At 28.3% G+C, this 22,621-nt stretch carries 22 protein-coding genes; all 22 read left to right on the top strand.

The window, feature by feature from the left end:
* The first annotated feature begins 129 nt into the window (after window positions 1-129).
* Complete coding sequence (locus HMPREF0202_RS13240) at window positions 130-738, top strand: hypothetical protein (protein WP_023051228.1); 609 nt, start codon at window positions 130-132, stop codon at window positions 736-738.
* A gap of 96 nt (window positions 739-834) precedes the next feature.
* Window positions 835-1,662 (top strand): transketolase, encoded by an 828-nt coding sequence (locus HMPREF0202_RS13235; RefSeq protein ID WP_023051227.1) that lies wholly within the window; start codon window positions 835-837, stop codon window positions 1,660-1,662.
* 17 nt (window positions 1,663-1,679) lie between these two features.
* The gene (locus HMPREF0202_RS13230) at window positions 1,680-2,606 is read left to right on the top strand and encodes a transketolase family protein (protein ID WP_040407586.1); all 927 of its coding nucleotides are present in this window, start codon (window positions 1,680-1,682) and stop codon (window positions 2,604-2,606) included.
* A gap of 59 nt (window positions 2,607-2,665) precedes the next feature.
* Window positions 2,666-3,463 (top strand): cell division protein FtsX, encoded by a 798-nt coding sequence (locus HMPREF0202_RS13225; RefSeq protein ID WP_023051225.1) that lies wholly within the window; start codon window positions 2,666-2,668, stop codon window positions 3,461-3,463.
* A 2-nt stretch (window positions 3,464-3,465) separates the two neighbouring features.
* A complete protein-coding gene (locus HMPREF0202_RS13220; protein WP_023051224.1) occupies window positions 3,466-4,554 on the top strand; it encodes a murein hydrolase activator EnvC family protein in 1,089 nt (362 codons plus the stop codon).
* A 10-nt stretch (window positions 4,555-4,564) separates the two neighbouring features.
* Window positions 4,565-5,362, top strand: a complete 798-nt coding sequence (locus HMPREF0202_RS13215; protein WP_023051223.1) for an NAD(+)/NADH kinase — start codon at window positions 4,565-4,567, stop codon at window positions 5,360-5,362.
* Window positions 5,356-7,017, top strand: coding sequence for a DNA repair protein RecN (gene recN / locus HMPREF0202_RS13210; RefSeq protein WP_023051222.1), 1,662 nt, complete (start codon window positions 5,356-5,358; stop codon window positions 7,015-7,017). The genes HMPREF0202_RS13215 and recN overlap by 7 nt, the downstream gene beginning before the upstream one ends.
* Window positions 7,017-7,808 carry a tyrosine-type recombinase/integrase gene (locus HMPREF0202_RS13205; RefSeq protein WP_023051221.1) on the top strand — a complete coding sequence of 264 codons (792 nt, stop codon included), beginning with the start codon at window positions 7,017-7,019 and terminating at the stop codon, window positions 7,806-7,808. Before recN ends, HMPREF0202_RS13205 begins: the two co-directional genes overlap by 1 nt.
* Before the next feature lie 2 nt (window positions 7,809-7,810).
* On the top strand, window positions 7,811-8,704 hold the full coding sequence (gene era / locus HMPREF0202_RS13200; protein ID WP_023051220.1) for a GTPase Era: 894 nt from the start codon (window positions 7,811-7,813) through the stop codon (window positions 8,702-8,704).
* 127 nt (window positions 8,705-8,831) lie between these two features.
* Entirely contained in the window at window positions 8,832-9,431 is a 600-nt protein-coding gene (locus HMPREF0202_RS13195) for a thymidine kinase (RefSeq protein ID WP_023051219.1), read from the top strand.
* Window positions 9,431-10,282 (top strand): KH domain-containing protein, encoded by an 852-nt coding sequence (locus HMPREF0202_RS13190; RefSeq protein ID WP_023051218.1) that lies wholly within the window; start codon window positions 9,431-9,433, stop codon window positions 10,280-10,282. Before HMPREF0202_RS13195 ends, HMPREF0202_RS13190 begins: the two co-directional genes overlap by 1 nt.
* Window positions 10,283-10,702, top strand: coding sequence for an HD domain-containing protein (locus HMPREF0202_RS15155; protein WP_023051217.1), 420 nt, complete (start codon window positions 10,283-10,285; stop codon window positions 10,700-10,702).
* Window positions 10,703-10,712: 10 nt separating this feature from the next.
* Window positions 10,713-12,485, top strand: coding sequence for a TIGR03960 family B12-binding radical SAM protein (locus HMPREF0202_RS13180; RefSeq protein ID WP_040407583.1), 1,773 nt, complete (start codon window positions 10,713-10,715; stop codon window positions 12,483-12,485).
* Between the two features lie 13 nt (window positions 12,486-12,498).
* Entirely contained in the window at window positions 12,499-13,167 is a 669-nt protein-coding gene (ung, locus tag HMPREF0202_RS13175; protein WP_023051215.1) for a uracil-DNA glycosylase, read from the top strand.
* 70 nt (window positions 13,168-13,237) lie between these two features.
* Window positions 13,238-13,630: a hypothetical protein gene (locus tag HMPREF0202_RS13170; protein ID WP_023051214.1), complete on the top strand. Its 393-nt coding sequence runs from the start codon at window positions 13,238-13,240 to the stop codon at window positions 13,628-13,630.
* 109 nt (window positions 13,631-13,739) lie between these two features.
* Window positions 13,740-15,140 carry a UDP-N-acetylmuramoyl-L-alanyl-D-glutamate--2,6-diaminopimelate ligase gene (locus tag HMPREF0202_RS15440; protein ID WP_040407580.1) on the top strand — a complete coding sequence of 467 codons (1,401 nt, stop codon included), beginning with the start codon at window positions 13,740-13,742 and terminating at the stop codon, window positions 15,138-15,140.
* A 6-nt stretch (window positions 15,141-15,146) separates the two neighbouring features.
* A complete protein-coding gene (gene kdsA / locus HMPREF0202_RS15435) occupies window positions 15,147-15,983 on the top strand; it encodes a 3-deoxy-8-phosphooctulonate synthase (protein ID WP_051364178.1) in 837 nt (278 codons plus the stop codon).
* Between the two features lies 1 nt (window position 15,984).
* Entirely contained in the window at window positions 15,985-16,941 is a 957-nt protein-coding gene (locus HMPREF0202_RS13155; protein WP_023051211.1) for a KpsF/GutQ family sugar-phosphate isomerase, read from the top strand.
* A 66-nt stretch (window positions 16,942-17,007) separates the two neighbouring features.
* Entirely contained in the window at window positions 17,008-17,214 is a 207-nt protein-coding gene (locus HMPREF0202_RS13150) for a DUF1858 domain-containing protein (protein WP_023051210.1), read from the top strand.
* A 112-nt stretch (window positions 17,215-17,326) separates the two neighbouring features.
* Window positions 17,327-20,059 (top strand): DEAD/DEAH box helicase, encoded by a 2,733-nt coding sequence (locus tag HMPREF0202_RS13145; RefSeq protein ID WP_040407578.1) that lies wholly within the window; start codon window positions 17,327-17,329, stop codon window positions 20,057-20,059.
* 8 nt (window positions 20,060-20,067) lie between these two features.
* On the top strand, window positions 20,068-21,828 hold the full coding sequence (locus HMPREF0202_RS13140) for a hypothetical protein (protein WP_023051208.1): 1,761 nt from the start codon (window positions 20,068-20,070) through the stop codon (window positions 21,826-21,828).
* A 111-nt stretch (window positions 21,829-21,939) separates the two neighbouring features.
* Window positions 21,940-22,593, top strand: coding sequence for an N-glycosylase/DNA lyase (locus HMPREF0202_RS13135; RefSeq protein WP_023051207.1), 654 nt, complete (start codon window positions 21,940-21,942; stop codon window positions 22,591-22,593).
* Window positions 22,594-22,621: the final 28 nt, after the last annotated feature.

Below are 22,621 nucleotides of genomic sequence, written 5' to 3'. Positions count from 1 at the left end.
TTGTTGCAGAAATTACTAAGTAATCTTACTTATTAAAATATTGAGAGTTAAGTTTAAAACTTAACTCTCTTTTTTATTTTTTCATTTAAAAAAATATGATATAATATGAAAAAATAGAAAGGATATTGCATGATAATAGATTTTACAAAAGTTATTGAAGTTTTTGAATCTATGAGTTTCATAGGACTGATATTAATTTGGATGTCTTTTTTAATAGGATTAAAATTTCCCGATTGGGATTTTAAATTGAAGATAAAGCATAGAAATATTTTAACTCATAGTCCAATAATGCTTTGGATAATGATATATTTTTACAATACTCAAAAAGATGTTGAAGTTTTTAGATTTTCAATAATGGGTTTTGCATTAGCATTGGGATTGCATATGATTTTTGACTTTTTTCCAAAGGGATGGTCAAGGGGAGCATTAATATATTTTCCATATTGTAGAATATGTTTAGGCGTAAAAGGAAGTAAGGGATTTATTTTTTTAACAGGAATATATTGTATTTTTTTATCAATAAAATATTCCCAAACTTATATTGAAGTTTTGATTTTGACTTTATTAGGAGTGTACACAATTGTAAAAAATATAAAAAAAGAAGAAAAATTTTTTAGACCATTTACCTTTTTTGCAGGAGTTTGTGTATTTTTAAGTGCAGTAAAATATGATGAAATAAGCAATTCTATCACTTTTATTGTACACTTAATATTTGAAAAAGTTAAAATCCTATTTTAGTACATGAAAATTTATAGAAATCCTGGACCTTAACTTGACAAAAGAAGTTAATTTTTAATATAATTTAACTAAATAAAAGGATTGAGAGGAGAAAAAATGAGAGACATTAACTTTTTAGTAGAACAAGCTACTAAAATTAGAAAAGACATTGTTCAAATGATTTGTAAATCAAAATCAGGTCATCCAGGAGGATCACTATCTGCTGCAGATATAGTAACTGCACTATATTTTTCAGAAATGAATATTGACCCTAAGAACCCAAAAATGGAGGGAAGAGACAGATTTGTTTTATCAAAAGGACATGCGGCTCCAGTACTTTACTCTGCTTTAGCTGAAAGAGGATACTTTGATAGAGAACTTTTAGGAACTTTAAGAGCTTACGGATCACCTTTACAAGGTCATCCAGATATGAAAAAACTTCCAGGTATAGAGATATCAACAGGTTCTTTAGGACAAGGGTTATCTGTAGCTAATGGAATGGCATTATCAGCTAGAATCTCAGGAGAAAACTATAGAACTTATGTTTTAATGGGAGATGGAGAGTTACAAGAGGGACAAGTATGGGAAGCGGCAATGTCAGCAGCACACTTTAAGCTTGATTCAATATGTGCTTTCGTTGACTCAAACAATCTTCAAATAGATGGAAATGTAGATAAAATTATGGGTGTAGAGCCTCTAGATAAAAAATGGGAAGCTTTTGGATGGAATGTAATTATGATTGATGGACATAACTTCCAAGAGATATTTGATGCTTTAGATAAAGCGAGAGAAACAAAAGGGCAACCGACAGTAATTATTGCTAAAACTGTAAAAGGTAAAGGAGTATCATTTATGGAAAATGTTTGTGGATTCCATGGAGTTGCTCCAACATGTGAAGAGACAGAAAGAGCGATAGCAGAGCTAGAGAAAGTATCAGAGATATAATAAATTCGGAGGATGAAATAATGAAAAAATCTACAAGACAGGCTTACGGAGAAGCATTAGTAGAGCTTGGAAGACAAAATAATAATATAGTTGTTTTAGATGCAGACTTAACAAAATCAACAAAAACAAATCTATTTCAAGAGGCATTCCCAGAAAGACATATAAACGTTGGAATAGCTGAAGCAGATTTAATTGGAACAGCAGCTGGACTTGCTACATGTGGAAAAATACCATTTGCTTCTACTTTTGCGATGTTTGCAGCAGGAAGAGCATTTGAGCAAATAAGAAATACAGTAGCTTATCCAAAGTTAAATGTAAAAATAGCTCCAACGCATGCAGGAATTTCAGTAGGAGAAGATGGAGGATCGCACCAATCAGTTGAAGATATCTCTTTAATGAGAAGTATTCCGGGAATGGTAGTATTATCACCAGCAGATGCTACAGAAACTAAAAAAATGATATTTGCAGCAGCAGAGTATAATGGACCAGTATATATAAGAATGGGAAGATTAGATGTGCCAGTATTATTTGATGATTCATATGATTTTCAAATAGGGGTAGCAAATACTATAAAAGAAGGAACTGATGTTACAATATTAGCAACAGGACTTATGACAGCAAGAGCTTTAGAAGCAGCAGAAAAGCTACAAGCTGAAGGAGTTTCAGTAAGAGTAATAAATGTAGGAACAATAAAACCTTTAGATGGAGAGACAGTTCTAAAAGCTGCTCAAGAAACAAAATTTATTGTAACAGCTGAAGAGCATTCTGTAATAGGTGGACTTGGATCAGCAGTATCAGAGTTCTTATCAGAGACGCATCCAACATTAGTTAAAAAAGTTGGAATCTATGATGTGTTTGGTCAAAGTGGAAAAGCTGAAGAATTATTAGAAAAGTATGAATTAACGGCAACGAAATTAATATCAGTGATAAAAGAAAACTTATAGAAAATATATAGTATAGAGGCGAGTTAAACTGGCCTCTATATTTTAATTAGGGAGAAGAGATGGAAAGAAGAAAAGGGGCAAGAACATTTATAGCATTGACATTAAGTTTTATTATATTTAATATATTTATTTCATTATCTTCTAATAGCTACTTTATTGGGAAAATATTAAAGAGTGATTATTTTTTTACTATTGAGTTACAAAATGATAACTCAAAAGAGAAACTACAAGAGTTTGAAAAGTTTCTTATAGAAAATGAAAATGTTAAGGGAACAAGATTTTTATCGAAAGAGGAAGCTTTTAGAAATTTACAAAAAGAATTGGAAATAGTTATACCTAAAAGCGAAAATCCACTACCGAATTCAATAATTGTATATTTTAAAGATGAAAAAAACCTTCATGCCATCCAAGAGTTGCTAGATGTAAATCCGATGGTAAGAGAGATATATATAGATAGTCAATTTTTGCAAAATACTCAAAGAAAAATTAGTGCTGCAAATATGTCATTATTTATTTGTTTGGCGTTATCACTAGGAATGTATTATCCAATAACAACTATTTTAAGAGGCGTTATAATTAGAGATTATATGATTTTTGCAATAAAAGCTCCTCAAAATAGGAAAAATTTTTCTGTAGCTAGAAATAAAAATTTAATACCATTTTTTGGAAGTGCTTTAGTTGGAGGTATGATATTTTTTAATATATACGTTATTCTTAGAGAGAAATATCAGCAAATTTTATCAACATTAATACTTCAAAGTTTTAAACAAATTATAGTAATTGAAATTGTAGCAACATTAATACTTCTGTTTTTAGCTTGGAAATCAACAGGTAAGCTAAAAAAAGATGAGGTTTAATTATGAAAGGAATAATGATTTTTTTTATTTGTTCAACTTTTATATTTGGAGATAGTGTAGATAATTTAAAAAATAAAATGAAAAAAATAGAGAGCGAAATAAAGCAAAAAAACAGTAGGATTGAACATATAGACTCTGAAAAAATAAGTATTGCAAAACAGATTGAAAATATAAACTCAGAAATTAAAGATATAGAAAAAGAAGCAGAAAAGCTTCAAGAAGAGATAAAAATAGTTAATAGAAATATTGAATATGGTGGATTAAATTTAAATGTAAGTAGTAAAGCATTAGATAGAAAAAAATCAGAGTATAAAGCTAAGATGATAGAGGTAACTAGAAAATCTAGTTTAGAAAGTAATACAAAGGATAGAAGTATAGCAAAAAGAAGTTTCTCAAGACTTTTATATGGAGATTTAGAAAGCATGGAACATATAAAAAATGTTCAAACTTCAATAGAACAAGTAAAAAAGAATATTGAGAATGATAGACAAAAGTTAACAATACTTAAAAGAAAATTAGATTCTAATAGAAGATCGATTGAGGTAAAAAAACAAGAAAAAAATAGATTGATAACTAGATTGAATCAAGAAAAAACTACTCATGTAAAAACAATAAGTAAGTTAGAGATTCAGAAGAAAAACATAGAAAAAGAAATTGAAAGAATTATAAAGGCAAGAAGTGTAACAACTAAAAATGTAAAATTAGATACAGCCGTGCTTAAACTTGGAAAATTTCAAAGACCTATTTCAGGAACTATAGTTGTAAAATTTAGGGAAAAGAAGAATGGTGAAGTTGTTAGTAATGGTATCGAAATAGCAGGAAAAATGGGAACTAGAGTTAAAGCTGCAACAAGTGGAAAAGTAATTTATGCTGATAAATTTCAAGGACTTAACAATGTGGTTATGGTAGATTATGGATATAATACAATCGGTGTATATGGAAACTTAATTGCTGTTGGAGTAAAATTAAATCAGCAAGTCCAAAGAGGACAAGATATTGGAGTTTTAGGTCTAAATACTGATAGTAAAGCAAATCTTTACTATGAGGTAAGATTTAACTTGAAGCCAATAAATCCAGAAAATCTATTTTAAGGGAGGAATAATGAAAGGAACTATAATTTACAATGAAGATAAAAAAGAAGCAGTAAAACTATATCATCAACTAACAGAGTTTTTTTTGAAAAATGATATAGAGATAGTTCCTGAAACTCATGTATTAGAAGCAAAATTTGCTGTTGTTATAGGAGGAGATGGAACTCTACTTAGAGCTTCTAAAACGCTAATAAAAAATAAAAATATAGATATCTTTGCAATTAATGCAGGTTCTTTAGGCTTTTTAACAGAAATAAAAATAGATGAGTTTGAACCTACTTTTATTAATTATTTAAAAGGAATAGTAAGAAAAGAGAGTAGACAGCTTTTAGAGATAGTTATAAAAGGAGAAAAAATAGATGTGTTAAATGAGATTGTTATTTCTAAAAAAATGGCTAGCTCAAAAATTTTAAATATATCTATGAACACAGAAAATACTAAAATATGTGATTATAAGGCAGATGGAATAATAGTTGCAACACCAACAGGGTCTACGGCGTACTCTCTTTCAGCTGGTGGACCAATAGTTATGCCGCAAATAAAGGCAATAGTTGTAACTCCTTTAGCTCCTCATAATTTGGCAACAAGACCTATAATAATAAGTGGCGATGAAAGGTTAATATTAACTTTAAAACCCGGGCAAAAAGGTTGTATAATAGTAGATGGTGAAATTGAGAGAGAGATAGAAGACGAAGAGCATATATTGGTATATTATTCTCAAGAAAAAATAAATCTTATTTTGCCAGAAAATAGAGATTACTATGGGATTTTGAGAGATAAGTTAAAGTGGGGAGATAATCTATGTTAAAAGAGTTGAAAATTGAAAATTTAGCTATAATAGAAAAAGTAGATTTAGAGTTTAAAAATGGATTGATTGTTTTAACTGGAGAAACTGGAGCAGGGAAATCAATAATTTTAAGTGGAATAAATCTTTTAATAGGAGAAAAAGCCAGTGCTGATATGGTAAGAGATGGAGAGGAATATCTCTTAGCACAGGGTGTATTTGCAGTTAATGAGGAACAAGAAGCTGAATTAAAAGAGTTAGGCATAGAAGCTGAAGATAATGAAGTTATTGTAAGAAGACATATAGATAAGAATGGAAAAGGAAAAGCTTTTGTAAATAACATAAGAGTACCAATGTCTAGTTTGAAAGAGATAATGGGAACTTTAGTTGATATTGTAGGACAACATTCTCATCAAATGCTTTTAAATAAAAGCAACCATCTAAGACTTTTAGACAGATTTTTAGGTGATGATGGAATTGCTATAAAAAAACAATTAGAAGTTATTTATAATGAATATTCGAGTTTAGAGAGAAGAATTCAAGATGTGGAAAAAAATAAAAGAGAAACTCTTGAAAAAAAGGAATTTTATGAGTTTCAGCTTCAAGAAATTGACAAGGTGAATTTGAAGGATGGAGAAGATGAAAAACTTGAAGAAGAGTATAAAAAACTTTTTCATGCAGGAAAAATAAAGGAAAAGCTATCATTAACAGAGAATATATTAAAAGATGGAGAAAAAAATGCTTTAAATATAATTTATAATAGCAGAAAAAATTTAGAGACAATCTCAAAATATGGAAAAGAATTTCAAGAGAATTTAGAACGGTTAGAGAGAGTTTATTATGATTTACAAGATTGTGTGGACTCTATTAGAGATTTAAATGATGATATAGAAGCAGATGATATGAGACTAGAAAAAGTTATTTCAAGACTTGACGCAATAAATCGTTTAAAATCAAAATATGGAGATGACATTAGTACGATACTTCAATACAGAGAAAAAATCGATGAAAAACTTCAATTATTGGATGAAAATAGTTTTCAAGTAAAAAAATTAGAAAAAGATAGAAACGAAGCTAAAACAAAATACTATACTTTAGCTAAAAAGTTAAGTGATATAAGAAAATTAAAGGCTAAAATTATTGAAGAAAATCTCCAAGATGAATTAAAAGGTCTAAATATGGGAGATGCAAACTTTAAAATTGAATTTGAAGAATCAACATCAATGACTTTAAGTGGAATAGACCAAGTGGAGTTTATGATATCAACAAATGTTGGACAAGGGCTAAAGCCTCTATGGAAAGTAGCTTCAGGTGGAGAAGTTAGTAGAATAATGTTAGCCATAAAAGTTATTTTTTCTAAAGTGGACAATATTCCAATATTAATTTTTGATGAGATTGATACGGGTGTAGGTGGTGAAACTGTTAGAAAGATAGCGAATAAACTTCAAGAGATAGGAGAAACAACACAAGTTATGAGTATAACTCACTCACCTGCTATAGCTGCAAAGGCAACTCAACAATTTTATATAGAAAAAAAACTTTTAGATAATAAAACTATAACACAGGTAAAAGAGTTGGACGAGGATGAAAGAGTCAAAGAGATTGCTAGAATGTTAGCAGGAAAAAATATATCTGAAGCAGTAATAGAACATGCTAAAGAACTATTAGGTGATGCATAATGAAGCTATTAGAAAATTTTATTAAATATAAAGCAGATTCAAAAAGTTTAAAAAAAGAAACTCTTGATTTATATCATGGTGATATAAAAGATTTTGAAAATTTTATAGAAAAAGATCTTTTAGATATAAAAACAGAAGATATTTTAAAGTATGTGGAGTTTTTAAAATATAATTATCAACCAAATTCTATAATAAGAAAGGTAAGTACAATTAAAACATTTTATAAATATCTTTTAGAAAAAAGATTTATAAATGATAATCCTTCAGAAGGAATAATAATTGAAAAAGCTCCAGAAAAAGAGTTAGAAACTTTAGAGTTATGGGAGATTAATAATATTTTAGATGTTTGTGGAAAAGATTACAAAGGTACAAGGGATAAATTACTTATAAAACTTTTAGTAGAAACTAATTTATCCATTAATGACATTCTAAAAATAAAGGTATCAGATTTAGAGTTAGTTTCATATAAAATTATATTTAATGATGAAAAAGGAGAGAGGATAGGAATATCTGATGAACTTTCAAAAGAACTTGAAAACTATATAAAAGAAACTCGAACATACTTAGCTGGTGGTAGTAGTAATCTTGTGTTTTATGGATTTAGTAGACAATCATTTAGAGCTAGATTTATCTCATTAGGAAAGAAATGCGGTATTAAGAGAGAGATAACTCCAAATATGTTGAGAAATACTTTGAAAACTATGGTAAAATGTAATGATGAAACTAATGAAGAGCAGTTTTTTTTAGATTTAAAAGAGAAGTATTTTAAAATAGGAATAGGAGATGATTAAAAGTGAAAGCTGGATTTATAGCAGTTGTAGGTAGACCAAACGTAGGAAAATCTACATTAATAAATAAACTTGTAAATGAAAAAGTTGCTATTGTTTCTGATAAGGCAGGAACAACAAGAGATACAATAAAAGGTATTTTAAATTTTAATGGGAATCAATACATATTTGTAGATACTCCAGGAATACATAAGCCAAAACATTTGTTAGGTGAACATATGACAAATAGTGCTTTAAGAGTATTGAGAGATGTAGATGTTATAGCTATGGTTATTGATGCTTCTCAAGAGATTAGTACTGGTGATTTATTTGTATGGGAAAAAGTAAAAGAAGCAAAAAAAACACCAAGAATACTTATAGTTAATAAAATAGATAAAATAACTGATGAAGAGTTAGTGAAAAAAAGAGAGGAAATAGCAGAAAAATTAGGTGATTTTGACGCTATTGTAGAGATTGCAGGACAATACGCAATAGGTGTTCCTAAATTACTAGAAGCGCTAGATCCATTTTTAGAAGATGGAATAAAATATTATCCAGATGATATGTATACAGATATGCCTACATATAGAATAATAACAGAAGTTGTTAGAGAAAAAATATTAGAAAGAACAAGAGATGAAATTCCTCACTCTGTAGCTATTGAAATTATAAATGTAACTAGAAGAGATAATGGAAAAGATAAATTTGATATAAATATTTATGTAGAAAGAGACTCTCAAAAAGGTATTATAATTGGAAAACAAGGTAAAATGCTAAAAGAGATTGGAATTGAAGCTAGAAAAGAGATAGAAAGTCTATTAGGAATTCAAATATACTTAGAACTTTGGGTAAAAGTAAAAGATGACTGGAGAAAGAAAAAACCATTCTTAAAAGAATTAGGATATGTAGACGAAAAATAGATAAATTAAAAGTAGCTATCATGGCTACTTTTTTATTTTGAAGAGATTTATAGATTTGTTTTGATGTGTTAATTATGTTATAATAGAAAATAGATAAAAAATAGTTGGTGATGGAGGAAAAAATACAATGCATTTATTATTAACAGAAGGAATGGGTTGGATAGAAGTTGTAACTGGAAGTATGTTTTCAGGAAAAAGTGAAGAGTTAATTAGAAGAATGAGAAGATCAAAATATGCAAATCAGAAAATTTTAGTTTTTAAACATTCAAGTGATGATAGATATGATGATACAAAAGTAGCTTCTCATAGTCAGGCTTTTATCGAGGCTGTACCAGCTTCAACAGTAGAAGAGATGAGAGAGATAATAGAAAAAGAATATAAAGATGTAAAGGTTATAGGAATAGATGAGGTTCAGTTTTTTGGTGAGGATGTAGCTGAATTTTGTGAAGAACTGGCAGATCAAGGAAAAAGAGTTGTTGTAGCTGGATTAGATCAAGATTTTAGAGGAGAACCATTCAAACCAATGGATAGACTAATGGCAAAAGCTGAATATGTAGATAAATTTAATGCTATTTGTGCTTGTTGTGGTAATCCAGCATCAAGAACTCAAAGATTAGTTGATGGAGAGCCAGCATATGAGGATGATCCTATTGTATTAGTTGGAGCTAGTGAAAGCTATGAAGCAAGATGTAGAAGATGCCATATTGTTAGAAAAAGAGGAGAGTAATGAATTTTAGAGGTGTTGAAAAAACTGATAAGTGGGGATATATATTTACAGTTTTTTATAATGGAGAAAAATTTCATTCTTTTGATGAAATGGCAGGAAAAGTAACTGTAAAAGGTGAATTTAGAAAAGTAATGAATGAGCTAGGATTTACTTGGGCAAAAGGAATTCAACAGGGTGGAAGAACAGATGCTAAAGTTTCTGCTGAAAGAAATCTTTTATATGTAAGTAGTAATTTTACTGGTGATTTAAGTGAAATAATATTTAAATTTAACGAAAAAATGAAGGAGTCTATTTTTATAAGAAAGGTACAAAAGACTTTTCCAAATTTATCATTTCCAGAATATGTGGAAAAGAGAGAGTATATTTATAGATATCCTAAAAAAAGAGTTAAAAGATCAATAGAAGATATAGAAAAAACTCTTTTAGAAATAAGTGGAACTTATGATGTAAGTAAATTTACAGATAAGAAAGGATTAGAACTAAAAGAACATGAGAGAACAGTTAAAGTTACCTATGAAAAAGGAGTATTAAAATTTATAGGAAATTCATTTATGCCTAAACAAGTTAGAAATATGGCAGGGTATATTTTAACTGGAGAAGTTGAAACTTTTCCAGGAAAATTTTTAACTTTAGAAAATGTGTATCTAAAAGAAGAGTTAATGAATAAGATGATACTATCATGTGATAATCTTAAAATATCTGGAGTTGAAAAAATAGAGAAAACAATTGATGATGAAATTACAATATTATATGTAAAAAAGGAAAAAAAAGGAGAAGTAATAGGAAAAAATGCTTCAAATATAAAATCCTTAAGAAAAGAATTTGGAAATATAGTAATAAGGGAGATTTAAATGCTTTCTAGACTAAAGCAAGTATATAGATATATATTTTTGAAATTTAATAAAAAAAATGAAGAAGAGATAAAAAAGGTGCTTTCAGCAGAAGAATATAAGGTTTTTAGTAAGATGAGAGAGTACGATAAAGTGCATTCATTTTTAGTTTATAAAAAATGTAGTGAAAATAAAATTTTAGAAAATAATAAAAATTATTTAAAATTAGCATTACTACATGATTGTGGAAAAGGTAATACAGGTCTTTTAAAAAGAATAAAAAAAGTTTTAATTGGAGATAAAAAGCTAGAAAAACATTCTGAAAATGCTTTTGAAATATTAAAAGATATCAATATAGATGTAGCAAAATTATGTAGAGATCATCATAAAGTTGATGTGGAAAATGAAATGAAAATTTTTCAAAAAATTGATGATGAATAAAAGGAGAGATATGAGAGTAGATATAGGTAAATATTTAATGTCAGTAGAAAAACCAGCTCAATATTTAGGAAATGAAATAAATAGTTTTCATAAAGATTTAGATTCAGTAAAGGCTAGAATGTGTTTATTCTTTCCAGATATTTATGAAGTGGGAATGTCTAATTTAGGAATAAAATTACTTTATGCAATTATGAATAAAGTTGATAATTTTTACTTAGAAAGAGGATTTGCTCCAATGGAAGACATGGAAACTTTAATGAGACAAAATAATATTCCAATGTTTTCTTTAGAGACAAAAACAGAGTTAAAAGATTTTGATGTTGTTGGTTTTTCATTATCATATGAGATGTGTTATCCAAATGTTTTAAATGCCTTAGACTTGGCCAACATCCCATTGCATGCTGATGAAAGAGGAGAAGAGCATCCTCTTATAATGGCAGGAGGAACATGTATGATGAATCCAACTCCTATGGAGAAATTTTTAGATTTCTTTGTAATTGGTGATGGAGAAGAAACTATGACAAAGTTAGCTCAAACATTGGTTACTCTTGCAGGAAAAACAAAGGCTGAAAAACTTGAAGCTATAAAAGATTTCGAAGGAGTTTATATTCCTAAATTACATAAAGGTGTAAAAAGAATAAAAAGAGCAATAGTTCAAGATATAGACAATACACCATCATATTCTGAGCAATTAGTACCATATATTCAAATAGTTCACGACAGAGCTTCAGTGGAGATTCAAAGAGGATGCACTAGAGGATGTAGATTCTGTCAAGCAGGATATGTTTATAGACCTGTAAGAGAAAGAAGTCTTGAGAAGAATATGGAATTAATAGAGGATATGCTTTTCAATACAGGTTATTCTGAAATATCATTATCATCTTTAAGTAGTAGTGATTATACAGGAATAAGCTCTTTAATAGATGGTTTACAAAAAAAATATGAGAATAAAAATTTAGCAATTTCACTACCATCTCTTAGAATGAATACTCATTCTGTTGATGTAGCTGTAAATATTAGTGGTGGAAAAAGAACTGGATTTACATTTGCTCCAGAAGCTGGAAGCCAGAAAATGAGGGATGTTATTAATAAAGGAGTAACAGAGGAACAAATTATAGAAACAGCAGAAGCAGCAGTAAAAGCTGGTTGGGATAATTTAAAGTTTTACTTTATGATAGGATTACCATTTGAAACAGATGAAGATGTTATGGCGATATATGAGCTAGTGAAAAGGGTTACATATAGATGTAGAACAATAAGAAGAAGAGTTAACATAACAGCAAGTGTCTCAAATTTTGTACCAAAACCTCATACTCCTTATCAATGGCATGAGCAGATGAGTGTTGAGGAAACAGAAAGAAAGCAAGGGATGTTAAGGGATGCTTTTAGAGGGATGAAGGGAGCAACGTTAAGAATGCATCCACCTAAAAAATCTTATTTAGAAGGTTTCCTTTCAAGAGGGAATGAAAGAACAGCTGATTTAATAGAAACAGCATTCAAAATTGGTGCAAAACTAGATGACTACAAAGATAATTTCTCTATTTGGAAAGAAGCAATGGAAGAGTTGAATATATCTGAAAAAGATTATTTAGGTGCAAGAGATTTAGATGCCGTTCTTCCATGGGACCTTGTAGACACAGGAGTTAGTAAAGAGTTTTACATAAGAGAACTAGAAAAAAGTGAGAAACAAGCTTTAACAGTTGATTGTAGAGAGCAATGCTCAGCTTGTGGAATGAAAAAATATATTAAAGAGTGTGGATCATTAACTTTAGATAAAAAGTAATTGGGAGATTTATATGTTAAAAATAGGAAATGACTGGGATGAAATATTAAAAGATGAAGTTGAAAAAGAATATTTTGTAAAAATGAAAGATTTTTTAAAACAAGAGTATTTAGAAAAAACAGTATATCCACCAAATAAAGAGATTTTTACAGCTTTTCAGTTAACACCCTATAAAGATGTAAAAATAGTTATATTAGGACAAGATCCATACCATGGTGCAGGACAAGCTCATGGATTAGCCTTTTCAGTAAAAAAAGGAGTCTCATTACCTCCATCTTTGAGAAATATATATAAAGAGATAGTTAATGAAGGAGAGGGAGAAACCTTTAATAGTGGATGTTTAGAAAGTTGGGCTAAACAAGGAATATTTCTTCTTAATGCTAGCTTAACTGTAAGGGAAGGTGAAGCTAATTCTCATAGCAAAATAGGTTGGACTACATTTACAGATGAAGTTATAAAAAAAGTTAATGAAAAAAAAGAGCAAGTAATATTTGTTCTTTGGGGTAATAATGCTAAAGATAAAAAGAAATATATTACAAATCCAAATCATATAATTCTTGAAGGCGTTCATCCAAGTCCATTATCAGCAAGTAGAGGATTTTTTGGATGTGGTCACTTTAAAACTATAAATAGTATACTAAAAGAAAAAGGTCACAAAACTATAACATGGGATATTATTTGATAATCAAAATTAATTGACAAAATATACTTTAATAGTTTAAAATAGATTAAAAACGGGTTGAGGAGGGAATATGAAAAAATTTTTAATGTTATTAACAATAATTGGTGCGGTAGCTTATGGAGCGGAATATAGAAACGGAACTTATAGAGGAGTATTTGTTTCAGGACAAGAAACTCAAGTAGAAATTCAATTTGATTTAAAAGATGATAAGATTGAAAATCCAAAATTTAGAACACTATTCTATAAAGAGCAAAATTATTTAAAAAATAAAGATTTAACAAAAAATAAAGATCAATATGAGGCTTTATTAAAAGCTATAACAGGAAAAAATGTTAATGAAGGAATAGAGACGTTATACGCTCCAGGAGATATTGAAAGTGCAGGAGCTACAGTAAGAGCTACAAAAGTAAGAGCAGCAATAAAAAATGCTTTAAATTCAGGAGTTTATACTCCAGCTAAATAATAGATATGAAAACAGAGGATTTTTTTCCTCTGTTTTTTACTTTAAGTATATATTGTTTTTTTTTGAAAAGTGTTATAATAAGTTGAATAATATATAGCGAGGGATGAATATGGAGAGATTATTTAAAGGTGTAGATTATAAAATATTAAAATTTGCAGAAAAAGATATATATAATGGAAACTTAGAGTATGATTCGAGAAAGATAAAGCAAGGAGATATATTTATTGCGTTAAAAGGAGCTTTAGTAGATGGACATAAATTTATCGATAAAGCTATTGAAAATGGAGCATCAGCAATAATTATATCAGAAAAATTAACAGAACTAAAAGATGGAATAGGATATTTTTTAGTAGAAGATTTAAGAGGAAAATTAGGAAAAATTGCATCTAATTTTTATAAAAATCCAGAAAAAGAGTTAAAAATAATTGGTGTAACAGGAACAAATGGAAAAACAACAACAACCTATTTAATAGAGCAAATTTTAGGAGAAAGTAAGGTTGCTAGAATAGGGACTGTAGAATATAAAATTGGAGATGAGATAATAGAAGCTCCCAATACAACTCCAGAGTCTTTAGATATTATAAAAATGTGTAAAAAATCAGTGGATAAAGGATTAGAATATTTGGTGATGGAAGTTAGTTCTCATGGATTAACAAGTGGAAGAGTAGATATGCTAGATTTTGATGTAGCTGTTTTTACTAATTTAACACCAGAGCATTTAGATTATCATAAAGATATGGAAGACTATTTTAATGCTAAAAAAATACTTTTTGAAAAATTAAAAGATTCAAAAAATGGTGTAATCAATATAGATGACAAATATGGTAGAAGAATATATAAGGAGTTTGGAGGAATGACATACTCTTTAAAAGAAAAAGCTGATTTAGACCTTGAGTTGATAAAAGAGATAAATCCAACATTGCTAGGAAAGTTTAATATGTACAATTTATTAGCAGCAATTGGAGTTGGAAAAATATTAAATATAAATCTAGATGTAATAAAAGAAAGAGCGAGAGAAATAAAGGGGGCTCCTGGTAGATTTGAACCAGTTTTAGCAGGACAAGAGTTTAAAGTAGTTGTAGATTATGCTCATACAGGAGATGCATTAGAAAATATTTTACAAGGGGTTACTGATTTAAAAACTAATGGTAAAATAATAACTGTATTTGGCTGTGGTGGAGATAGAGATAGAATAAAAAGACCTGTAATGGCAGAGGTTAGTGAGAGATATAGTGATTTAGTAATTGTAACTTCGGATAATCCAAGAACAGAAGATCCTAATAAAATAATAGATGATATAGTAAAAGGATTTAAAAATAAAAATTATATAGTGGAAATTGATAGGAAAGAAGCAATAAAAAAAGCAGTTTTAAAAGCTGAAAAAGATGATATAATACTGATAGCAGGTAAAGGGCATGAAACTTATCAAATTTTAGGAACGACAAAGATACACTTTGACGATAGAGAGATTGCCATAGAAGCAATAAAAGAATTAGAAGAGGTGAAATAATTGAAAATAGTTCAAGAAGTAAAAAAAGTTAAAATAGCGAATAAATTTGAAATTGGTGGAGACAATAGATTTACTTTAATAGCTGGTCCATGTGTAATAGAGTCAGAAGAGTTAGTTATGGAAGTAGCTGAAAAAGTAAAAGATATCTGTGATAGATTAGGAATTAACTATGTATTTAAAGCATCTTTTGATAAAGCAAATAGATCTTCTATACATTCATATAGAGGACCAGGAATTGAAAAAGGATTAGAGATACTAAAAAAAGTAAAAGAGAGATTTAATATACCAGTAGTGACAGATGTCCACGAAGCTTGGCAATGTAAAGAGGTTGCTAAAGTTGTAGATATAATTCAAATTCCAGCATTTTTATGTAGACAAACAGATTTACTGATAGCAGCAGCAGAAACAGGATTACCAGTAAATATTAAAAAAGGACAATTTTTAGCTCCTTGGGACATGAAAAATGTAGTTGTAAAAATGGAAGAAATGAATAATCCAAATATAATGCTTTGTGAGAGAGGATCAACTTTTGGATATAACAATATGGTTGTAGACATGAGAGGGTTTGGGGAGATGAGAAAGTTTGGATATCCAGTTGTATTTGATGTGACTCATGCAGTTCAAAAGCCAGGTGGATTAGGAACTGCAACATCAGGAGATAGAGAGTTTGTATTTCCTTTAATGAGAGCAGGATTAGCAATTGGTATAGATGCAATATTTGCAGAAGTTCATCCAGATCCAACAAATGCTAAATCAGATGGTCCAAATATGTTATTCTTATCAGATTTAGAGGAGATATTGAAAGTAGCTGTAAAAATAGATGATTTAGTAAAAGGAAGATAGTATGGATATAAAAAAAATAGCACAAGATTTATTTGATAAAGAGATTTGTGAGCTAGAGAAAGTAAAAGATAAAATATCAGACTCGTTAGAAATTGTTGTAAATTTAATACTAAACTCTAAAGGGAAAGTTGTAATAACAGGTATTGGAAAATCAGGGATTATAGGGAAAAAAATAGCAGCAACGCTAGCATCAACAGGAACGTTAGCTGTTTTTATGAATTCAGCAGAGGGTCTTCATGGAGACTTAGGAATGATAAATAAAAATGACATAGTAATAGCAATATCTAATAGTGGAAATAGTGATGAAGTGATTTCAATTATTCCATCAATAAAAAAAATTGGTGCAACATTAATAGCTATGACTGGTAATTCTAATTCAAGACTTGGAAAAGAAGCTGATGCTATATTGGACATAGGTGTTGAAAAAGAGGGATGTCCATTGAATTTAGCTCCGATGTCTTCTACAACAAGTACTTTAGTTATGGGAGATGCATTAGCGACAGTATTAATAACTGCAAGAAACTTTAAGCCTGAAAATTTTGCTGTTTATCATCCAGGAGGAAGCTTAGGAAGAAGATTACTTATGAAAGTAAGAGATGTGATGCATAAGGATTTACCAATAGCTCAATTAACAAGTGATATGGATACAGTAATAATGACAATGACTAAAAAAAGATTAGGAGTAGTTTGTATTGTTGAAAATGATGAACTTTTAGGAATTATAACAGAAGGGGATATTAGAAGAGCTCTAAAGATGAAGGATAAATTTTTTACTTTAAAAGCTGAGGATATAATGACTAGAAATTATACTTATGCCACTGAAAATATAATGGCGTTAGATGCTTTAGATCTTATGGAGAATAGAGAGAGTCAAATATCTGTATTACCTGTTTTATCAGATAAACAGATTGTTGGAGTTGTTAGAATTCATGACTTATTAAATGTAATAGGAAAATAGTTGACAAAAAAAGTAAAGTTTTATATAATAAAAAAGTAATATAAAGAAAAAGTAGGAGGAGTAAAAATGGTAACTAAAGATATGAATATTTTAGAAGCAGTTCAAAAGCATCCAGTAATTTCAATGGTATTTAAAAAGCATGGATTAGGGTGTGTAGGATGTATGGTAGCAGCTGGAGAAACTTTAGGAGAAGGAATTGCTGCTCACGGATTAGACGCAGATGCATTAATCGAAGAGATGAACATCTTAATAAAAGAATCAGAAGCTAAGTAATAATTAAGTAAAAGGACTCTAATTAATAGAGTCCTTTTTTAATTTCTTGCTAACCCTTAGAAAATTTGATATAATATATTTCAGAAAAAATTTATATATGAGGGAAAAGGGTATGGAATCTAATTTAAAAAAAATAAATGAGTCACTATTTTTTACTTTAACTTGTGACGAAGTAGGAACATATGTTTCTTTAGTAGACAGTAATGGGGATATAGTAGAAAATACAGCAGAATATGAGATTAGTGATGAAAATGATTTGAAAATTATTGATTTAATTCAAGAGATAAAAGAAGATAGCTTTTTCTCTGGGTGGGATAATGAAAAAAATGAGCTATATATAGATGAAAATATAGAGATTTTAGATTATCTAAAAAGCAGTAAAAAAGTAGTTACAGGGGATATGAATCCAATTAAATGGGTTTTGAGTGGAAATAAAATAGTATTGAAAATTAATTTTGTAGAAGATGATTTTGATTTATGTGAAGGAAAACTTCTTCTAAATGGTGAAAAAGATTTTAGAATAGTTTCAGATAACTATGTTTTAAGTGAGGATACACTTTATTGGATAGATCTTCCAAAAGATACTATACATATTTTAAAAGAGATGGAGTCTAAGTTTTCAAAACCAGAATTAGAAAAGTATTTAACATTAGCATCATCTTTTGGTAGTGGAATAGAAATTGAATGTTTAGACTATGAAGTTGTAGAGGATGGTAATTTAAAACCAGTTCAAGAATTAATAATAGAAAAAATATCTCAAGATAACAGTTTATATTTAAAAATAGGAGCATCAATTTCAACAATTGATTATGAATTTTTAAAAGCGCATAATCTAGATAGAGCTTTAGTTATAAAAGATGATTTAAAAAGAGTTGAAATAACAAAGGTCGAAGCAGCTTATTTAGATGAAACAGTGGAAGAGATTGTTAAAAATATTGTAAAACATCAAAAGAACTTAAAAATAAAATCAAGTTTTTATGTAGATGGAAACTTCATTATTTTACAAGAAAAATTAGCTAGAGAATTTGTAACACAAGAGCTTCTACAATTAGCAGGTAAGTATAAAGTTGTAGGAACAGATAACTTAAAAAAATATAGTGTAAAAGCTGTAAAACCAAAAGTTGTAGGAAACTTTAAACATGGAATAGACTTTTTAGAAGGTGATGTTCATTTAGAGATTGAAGGAGAAAAGTTCTCAATAGTAGACGTTTTAAATAGCTTTAAAAAAGACTCGTATATTGTTTTAAGTGATGGAACAAATGCACTTATTAATAGAAAATATATGGAAAAATTAGAGAGAGTATTTAAAGATAATGGAAAATCAAATGTAAAAATTTCTTTCTTTGATTTACCAATTATAGATGATTTAATTGAAGATAAAGTATTGGCAAATGAAATTAAAAAGACTAAAAGTTTTTATAGAGGTATCAATCAAATAGAAAATTACAATGCACCAACACCATCAATAAATGCAACTCTTAGAGAGTATCAAGAGTATGGTTATAAGTGGTTAAGATATCTAATGGATAATAGTTTAGGTGGATGTTTAGCAGATGATATGGGTCTTGGAAAAACATTACAAGCAATAACTTTAATAACAAGCTTACATTTAACTCCTAAAAGAAAAACATTGATAATTATGCCTAAAAGTTTGATATATAACTGGGAAAGTGAGATAAGAAAATTTAGCCCAGATTTAAAATGTGGAATATATTATGGAAACTTTAGAGATAAAACAATTTTTAATAATGTAGAAGTAATTATAACAACTTATGGTACTGTAAGAAATGATATTGAATATTTAAAAGAGATGAAATTTGATTTAATAGTTTTAGATGAGTCTCAGAATATAAAAAATGTAAATGCTCAAACAACAAAAGCAGTTATGTTATTAGATTCGAAATACAGATTAGCCTTAAGTGGTACTCCTATCGAAAATAATTTAGGAGAGTTATACTCTTTATTTAGATTTTTAAATCCATCGATGTTTGGAACTTTAGATGAGTTTAATTACCACTATGCTAACCCAATTCAGAAAGAAAATGATAAAGAAGCAATAGAGGAGCTAAAAAAGAAAATATATCCATTTATATTAAGAAGAGTGAAAAAAGAAGTTTTAAAAGACCTTCCTGATAAAATTGAAAAGACACTATTTATAGGAATGAATCCAGAACAAAAAAGATTATATGAAGAAAGAAGAGCATATTATTATGGCATGATAAATAGTCAAATAAAAACTCAAGGATTAGGAAAAACACAGTTTTATATACTCCAAGCTTTAAATGAACTGAGACAATTAACTAGTTGTCCAGAGATGAAAAATCCTAATGTACTTTCTAGTAAAAGAGAGGTACTTATAAATAATGTTCAAGATGCAGTAGAAAATGGACATAAGGTTCTTATATTTACAAATTATATAAAAAGTATTGAAAGCATAACATCTGATTTAAGAAAAAGAGGAATAAAGTATTTAGAGATGACAGGAGCAACTAAAGATAGACAAGGTCTAGTAAATTTATTCCAAAAAGATAAAAAATATAAAGTTTTTGTAATGACATTAAAAACTGGTGGAGTAGGACTTAATTTAACAGCAGCGGATACTATATTTATTTATGATCCTTGGTGGAACAAAACTGTAGAGAATCAAGCTGTAGATAGAGCTTATAGACTAGGGCAAGATAGAACAGTATTCTCTTACAAACTAATATTAAAAGATACAATCGAAGAAAAAATATTAAAATTACAAGAAAGTAAAAGTCAGCTATTAGATAATTTAATTTCTGATGAGGGAGCGACTTTAAAAACTTTAACTGAGAAAGATATAGAGTTTATTCTTGGAGAATAGGAGATGGTATGGGAATAAGTAGAGATAGATTTAGAAAAGCTTTAAATGAAAGCTATTCAAAAGAGATTCTTTTTAAAATCTTTAAAAGATATTTCTTAGATTGGATAGCTGAAGGGTACATTGGAAGTAATTTAGGATTATTTGAAATTTCTTTAATATCAGAATCTACAAATAAACAAACATTTTTAGAACTGATGGAACAAATGTATTCAAAAGAAGAGGTATTTAAAGGTATTTTTTCTTCATTACCAAAAGAAGTTCAAGAGATATTTGAATGTATAGCTTGGAAAGGTAAATTTAAAATAAAAGATAGGGATATTTATTTAAAAGATGAGGAAGGGTACAATATAAAATCAGAGTTAAAAGATGAGTTCCTATTTTTTACTAAAAACGGAGATACAAAAAGAGGAGAATACTTAACGTTAAACAATGACATAGTAAGAGTTATGAGACAATTTATGAATAAGCCAAAAGAGTATTATATTTATAAAGTTGGAAATTGTGATTGTGAATTTAGAGAGAATAACGAAGAAAAAATACAAGAAAATTTAAGAAAGTATTATTCTTTCTTTAAAGATGGAAAAATGCAACTTTCAAGTAGTGGAAAGCTATTAAAAGAATCAAAAAATAATATGAAAAAATATTGCAATATTCATGAGTATTATGAAGGAATAAAAGATTTAGAGTTTTTAAAAACAGAAACAATGGGATTATTTTTGTTTCTTTTTAAAGATGAATATTTAAATGATGAATTTATAAGATCAAGCAACTTGAAAGCTATAGTAAAAGGATTTTTAGATGGAAGCATCATAAAAAGCGAAGATAATACATATATAAGCCTTTATTTAAATTATTTAAAGGGTATAAAAAATGTAGGTAAATCGAATGATGAAATAAAAAGAGGATTAGCAACAATAAGTAAAATTTTATCAGAATTTCCAGATGATGGATTTGTGTCTATAGATAATATAATAAAAAGTATACTTTATAGAGATGAGTTTATAGAAATAATCGATTTAGAATCAGCTTTCGCAACATTATATATTAATGAAGCAAACTATGAGAGAACAAAAATAGTAGGATATGATAAGTATTTAGCCTATGTTGTTGAACCATTTGTAAAATCAGTATTTTTTATCTTAGCATCATTGGGAGTTTTAGAGATTTGCTATGAAAAACCATCATCAGCAAATTCATTATATTTAAAAAACGGATATTTAAGTAAATATGATGGAATAAAGTATGTTAAATTTACAGAATTAGGTAGATATATATTTGATAGAGTGTTAACATATGATTTTAAAGTTTTAGAGGATGAAGGAAAAATTGTTTTAGATGAAGATAGATTAATTGTTACTGTTATAGGTGAAAGTCCTCTTAGAATGATGACTTTAGAAAAACTTGGTAATAAAATAGCACCAAATAAATTTAAAATATCTGAAGAGACTTTGACAAAAGGTTTGGAAAATTTAAATGAGGTCCATGGTAAGATACAAGAGTTTAAAGAAAAAATAACTAATGATTTACCAATGAATTGGAATAGATTTTTTGGAGATGTTATTGAAAAAACAGAGTTAATTACACATGTTCCTGATTATAAAGTTTTAAAACTAAAAAACGATAAAGAGTTATTATCAGCAATAACAAAGGATAAAAGATTCAAACCATTAATCTTAAAAGGTGAAGATCTTCACATAATGGTAAAAAAGGAAAATTTAGACGAAGTATCAGGTTTATTTAAAGAATATGGATACTTTGTGAACTTATAAAAAATAGGATAAAGCTAAAAATAGCTTTATCCTATTTTTTTAAAAACAGATGTAAAGAGTTGTAAAAATGTGGTAAAATTAAAGTACGAATAATTTTAGGAGGTATGTTTTATGAAGAATGCCTATTTTTATGAAGTACAAAAAATATATGAAAATATAAGAAGTAGAATAGAAGAAAGATTAGATGAGTATAGAAAAATATGGAGAGATGGAGACAATAAAGATATCTTTTGTGAATTGGCTTTTTGTATTTTAACTCCACAATCTAAAGCTAGAAATGCATGGAAAGCAATAAGTGAGTTAAGAGATAATAAGCTTTTATTTACAGGAAGTGAAGAGGAGATGCTTCCATTTTTAAATATTGTTCGTTTTAATAGAACTAAAGCTAAAAATCTTTATATACTTAGAAAGCAAATGACAGATGAGAATGGGAAATTTATAACAAAAGATTTTTTTTCAACATTTAATTCAGCATTTGAAATGAGAGAGTGGATTGTAAAAAATATAAGAGGAATGTCATATAAAGAAGCTAGTCATTTTTTAAGAAATGTTGGTTTTGGTCAAGAATTAGCAATTTTAGATAGACATATTTTAAAAAATCTAGCGGCTTTAGATGTGATAAAAGAAGTTCCTAAAACAGTGACTCCTAAGTTATACAAAGAGATAGAGGAGAAATTAAAAGAATATTGTAAAGAGATAGATATTCCTATGGAGAATATAGATTTATTATTATGGTATTTAGAAGCTAAAGATATATTTAAATAATGTTTAGCTAAAGAATTATTGATAAAAG

The organism is Cetobacterium somerae ATCC BAA-474, assembly GCF_000479045.1.
Taxonomy (GTDB): Bacteria; Fusobacteriota; Fusobacteriia; order Fusobacteriales; family Fusobacteriaceae; genus Cetobacterium_A; species Cetobacterium_A somerae.
The sequence above is the reverse complement of the archived record's forward strand: the minus strand, read 5'-3'. Positions and strand labels throughout refer to the sequence as shown.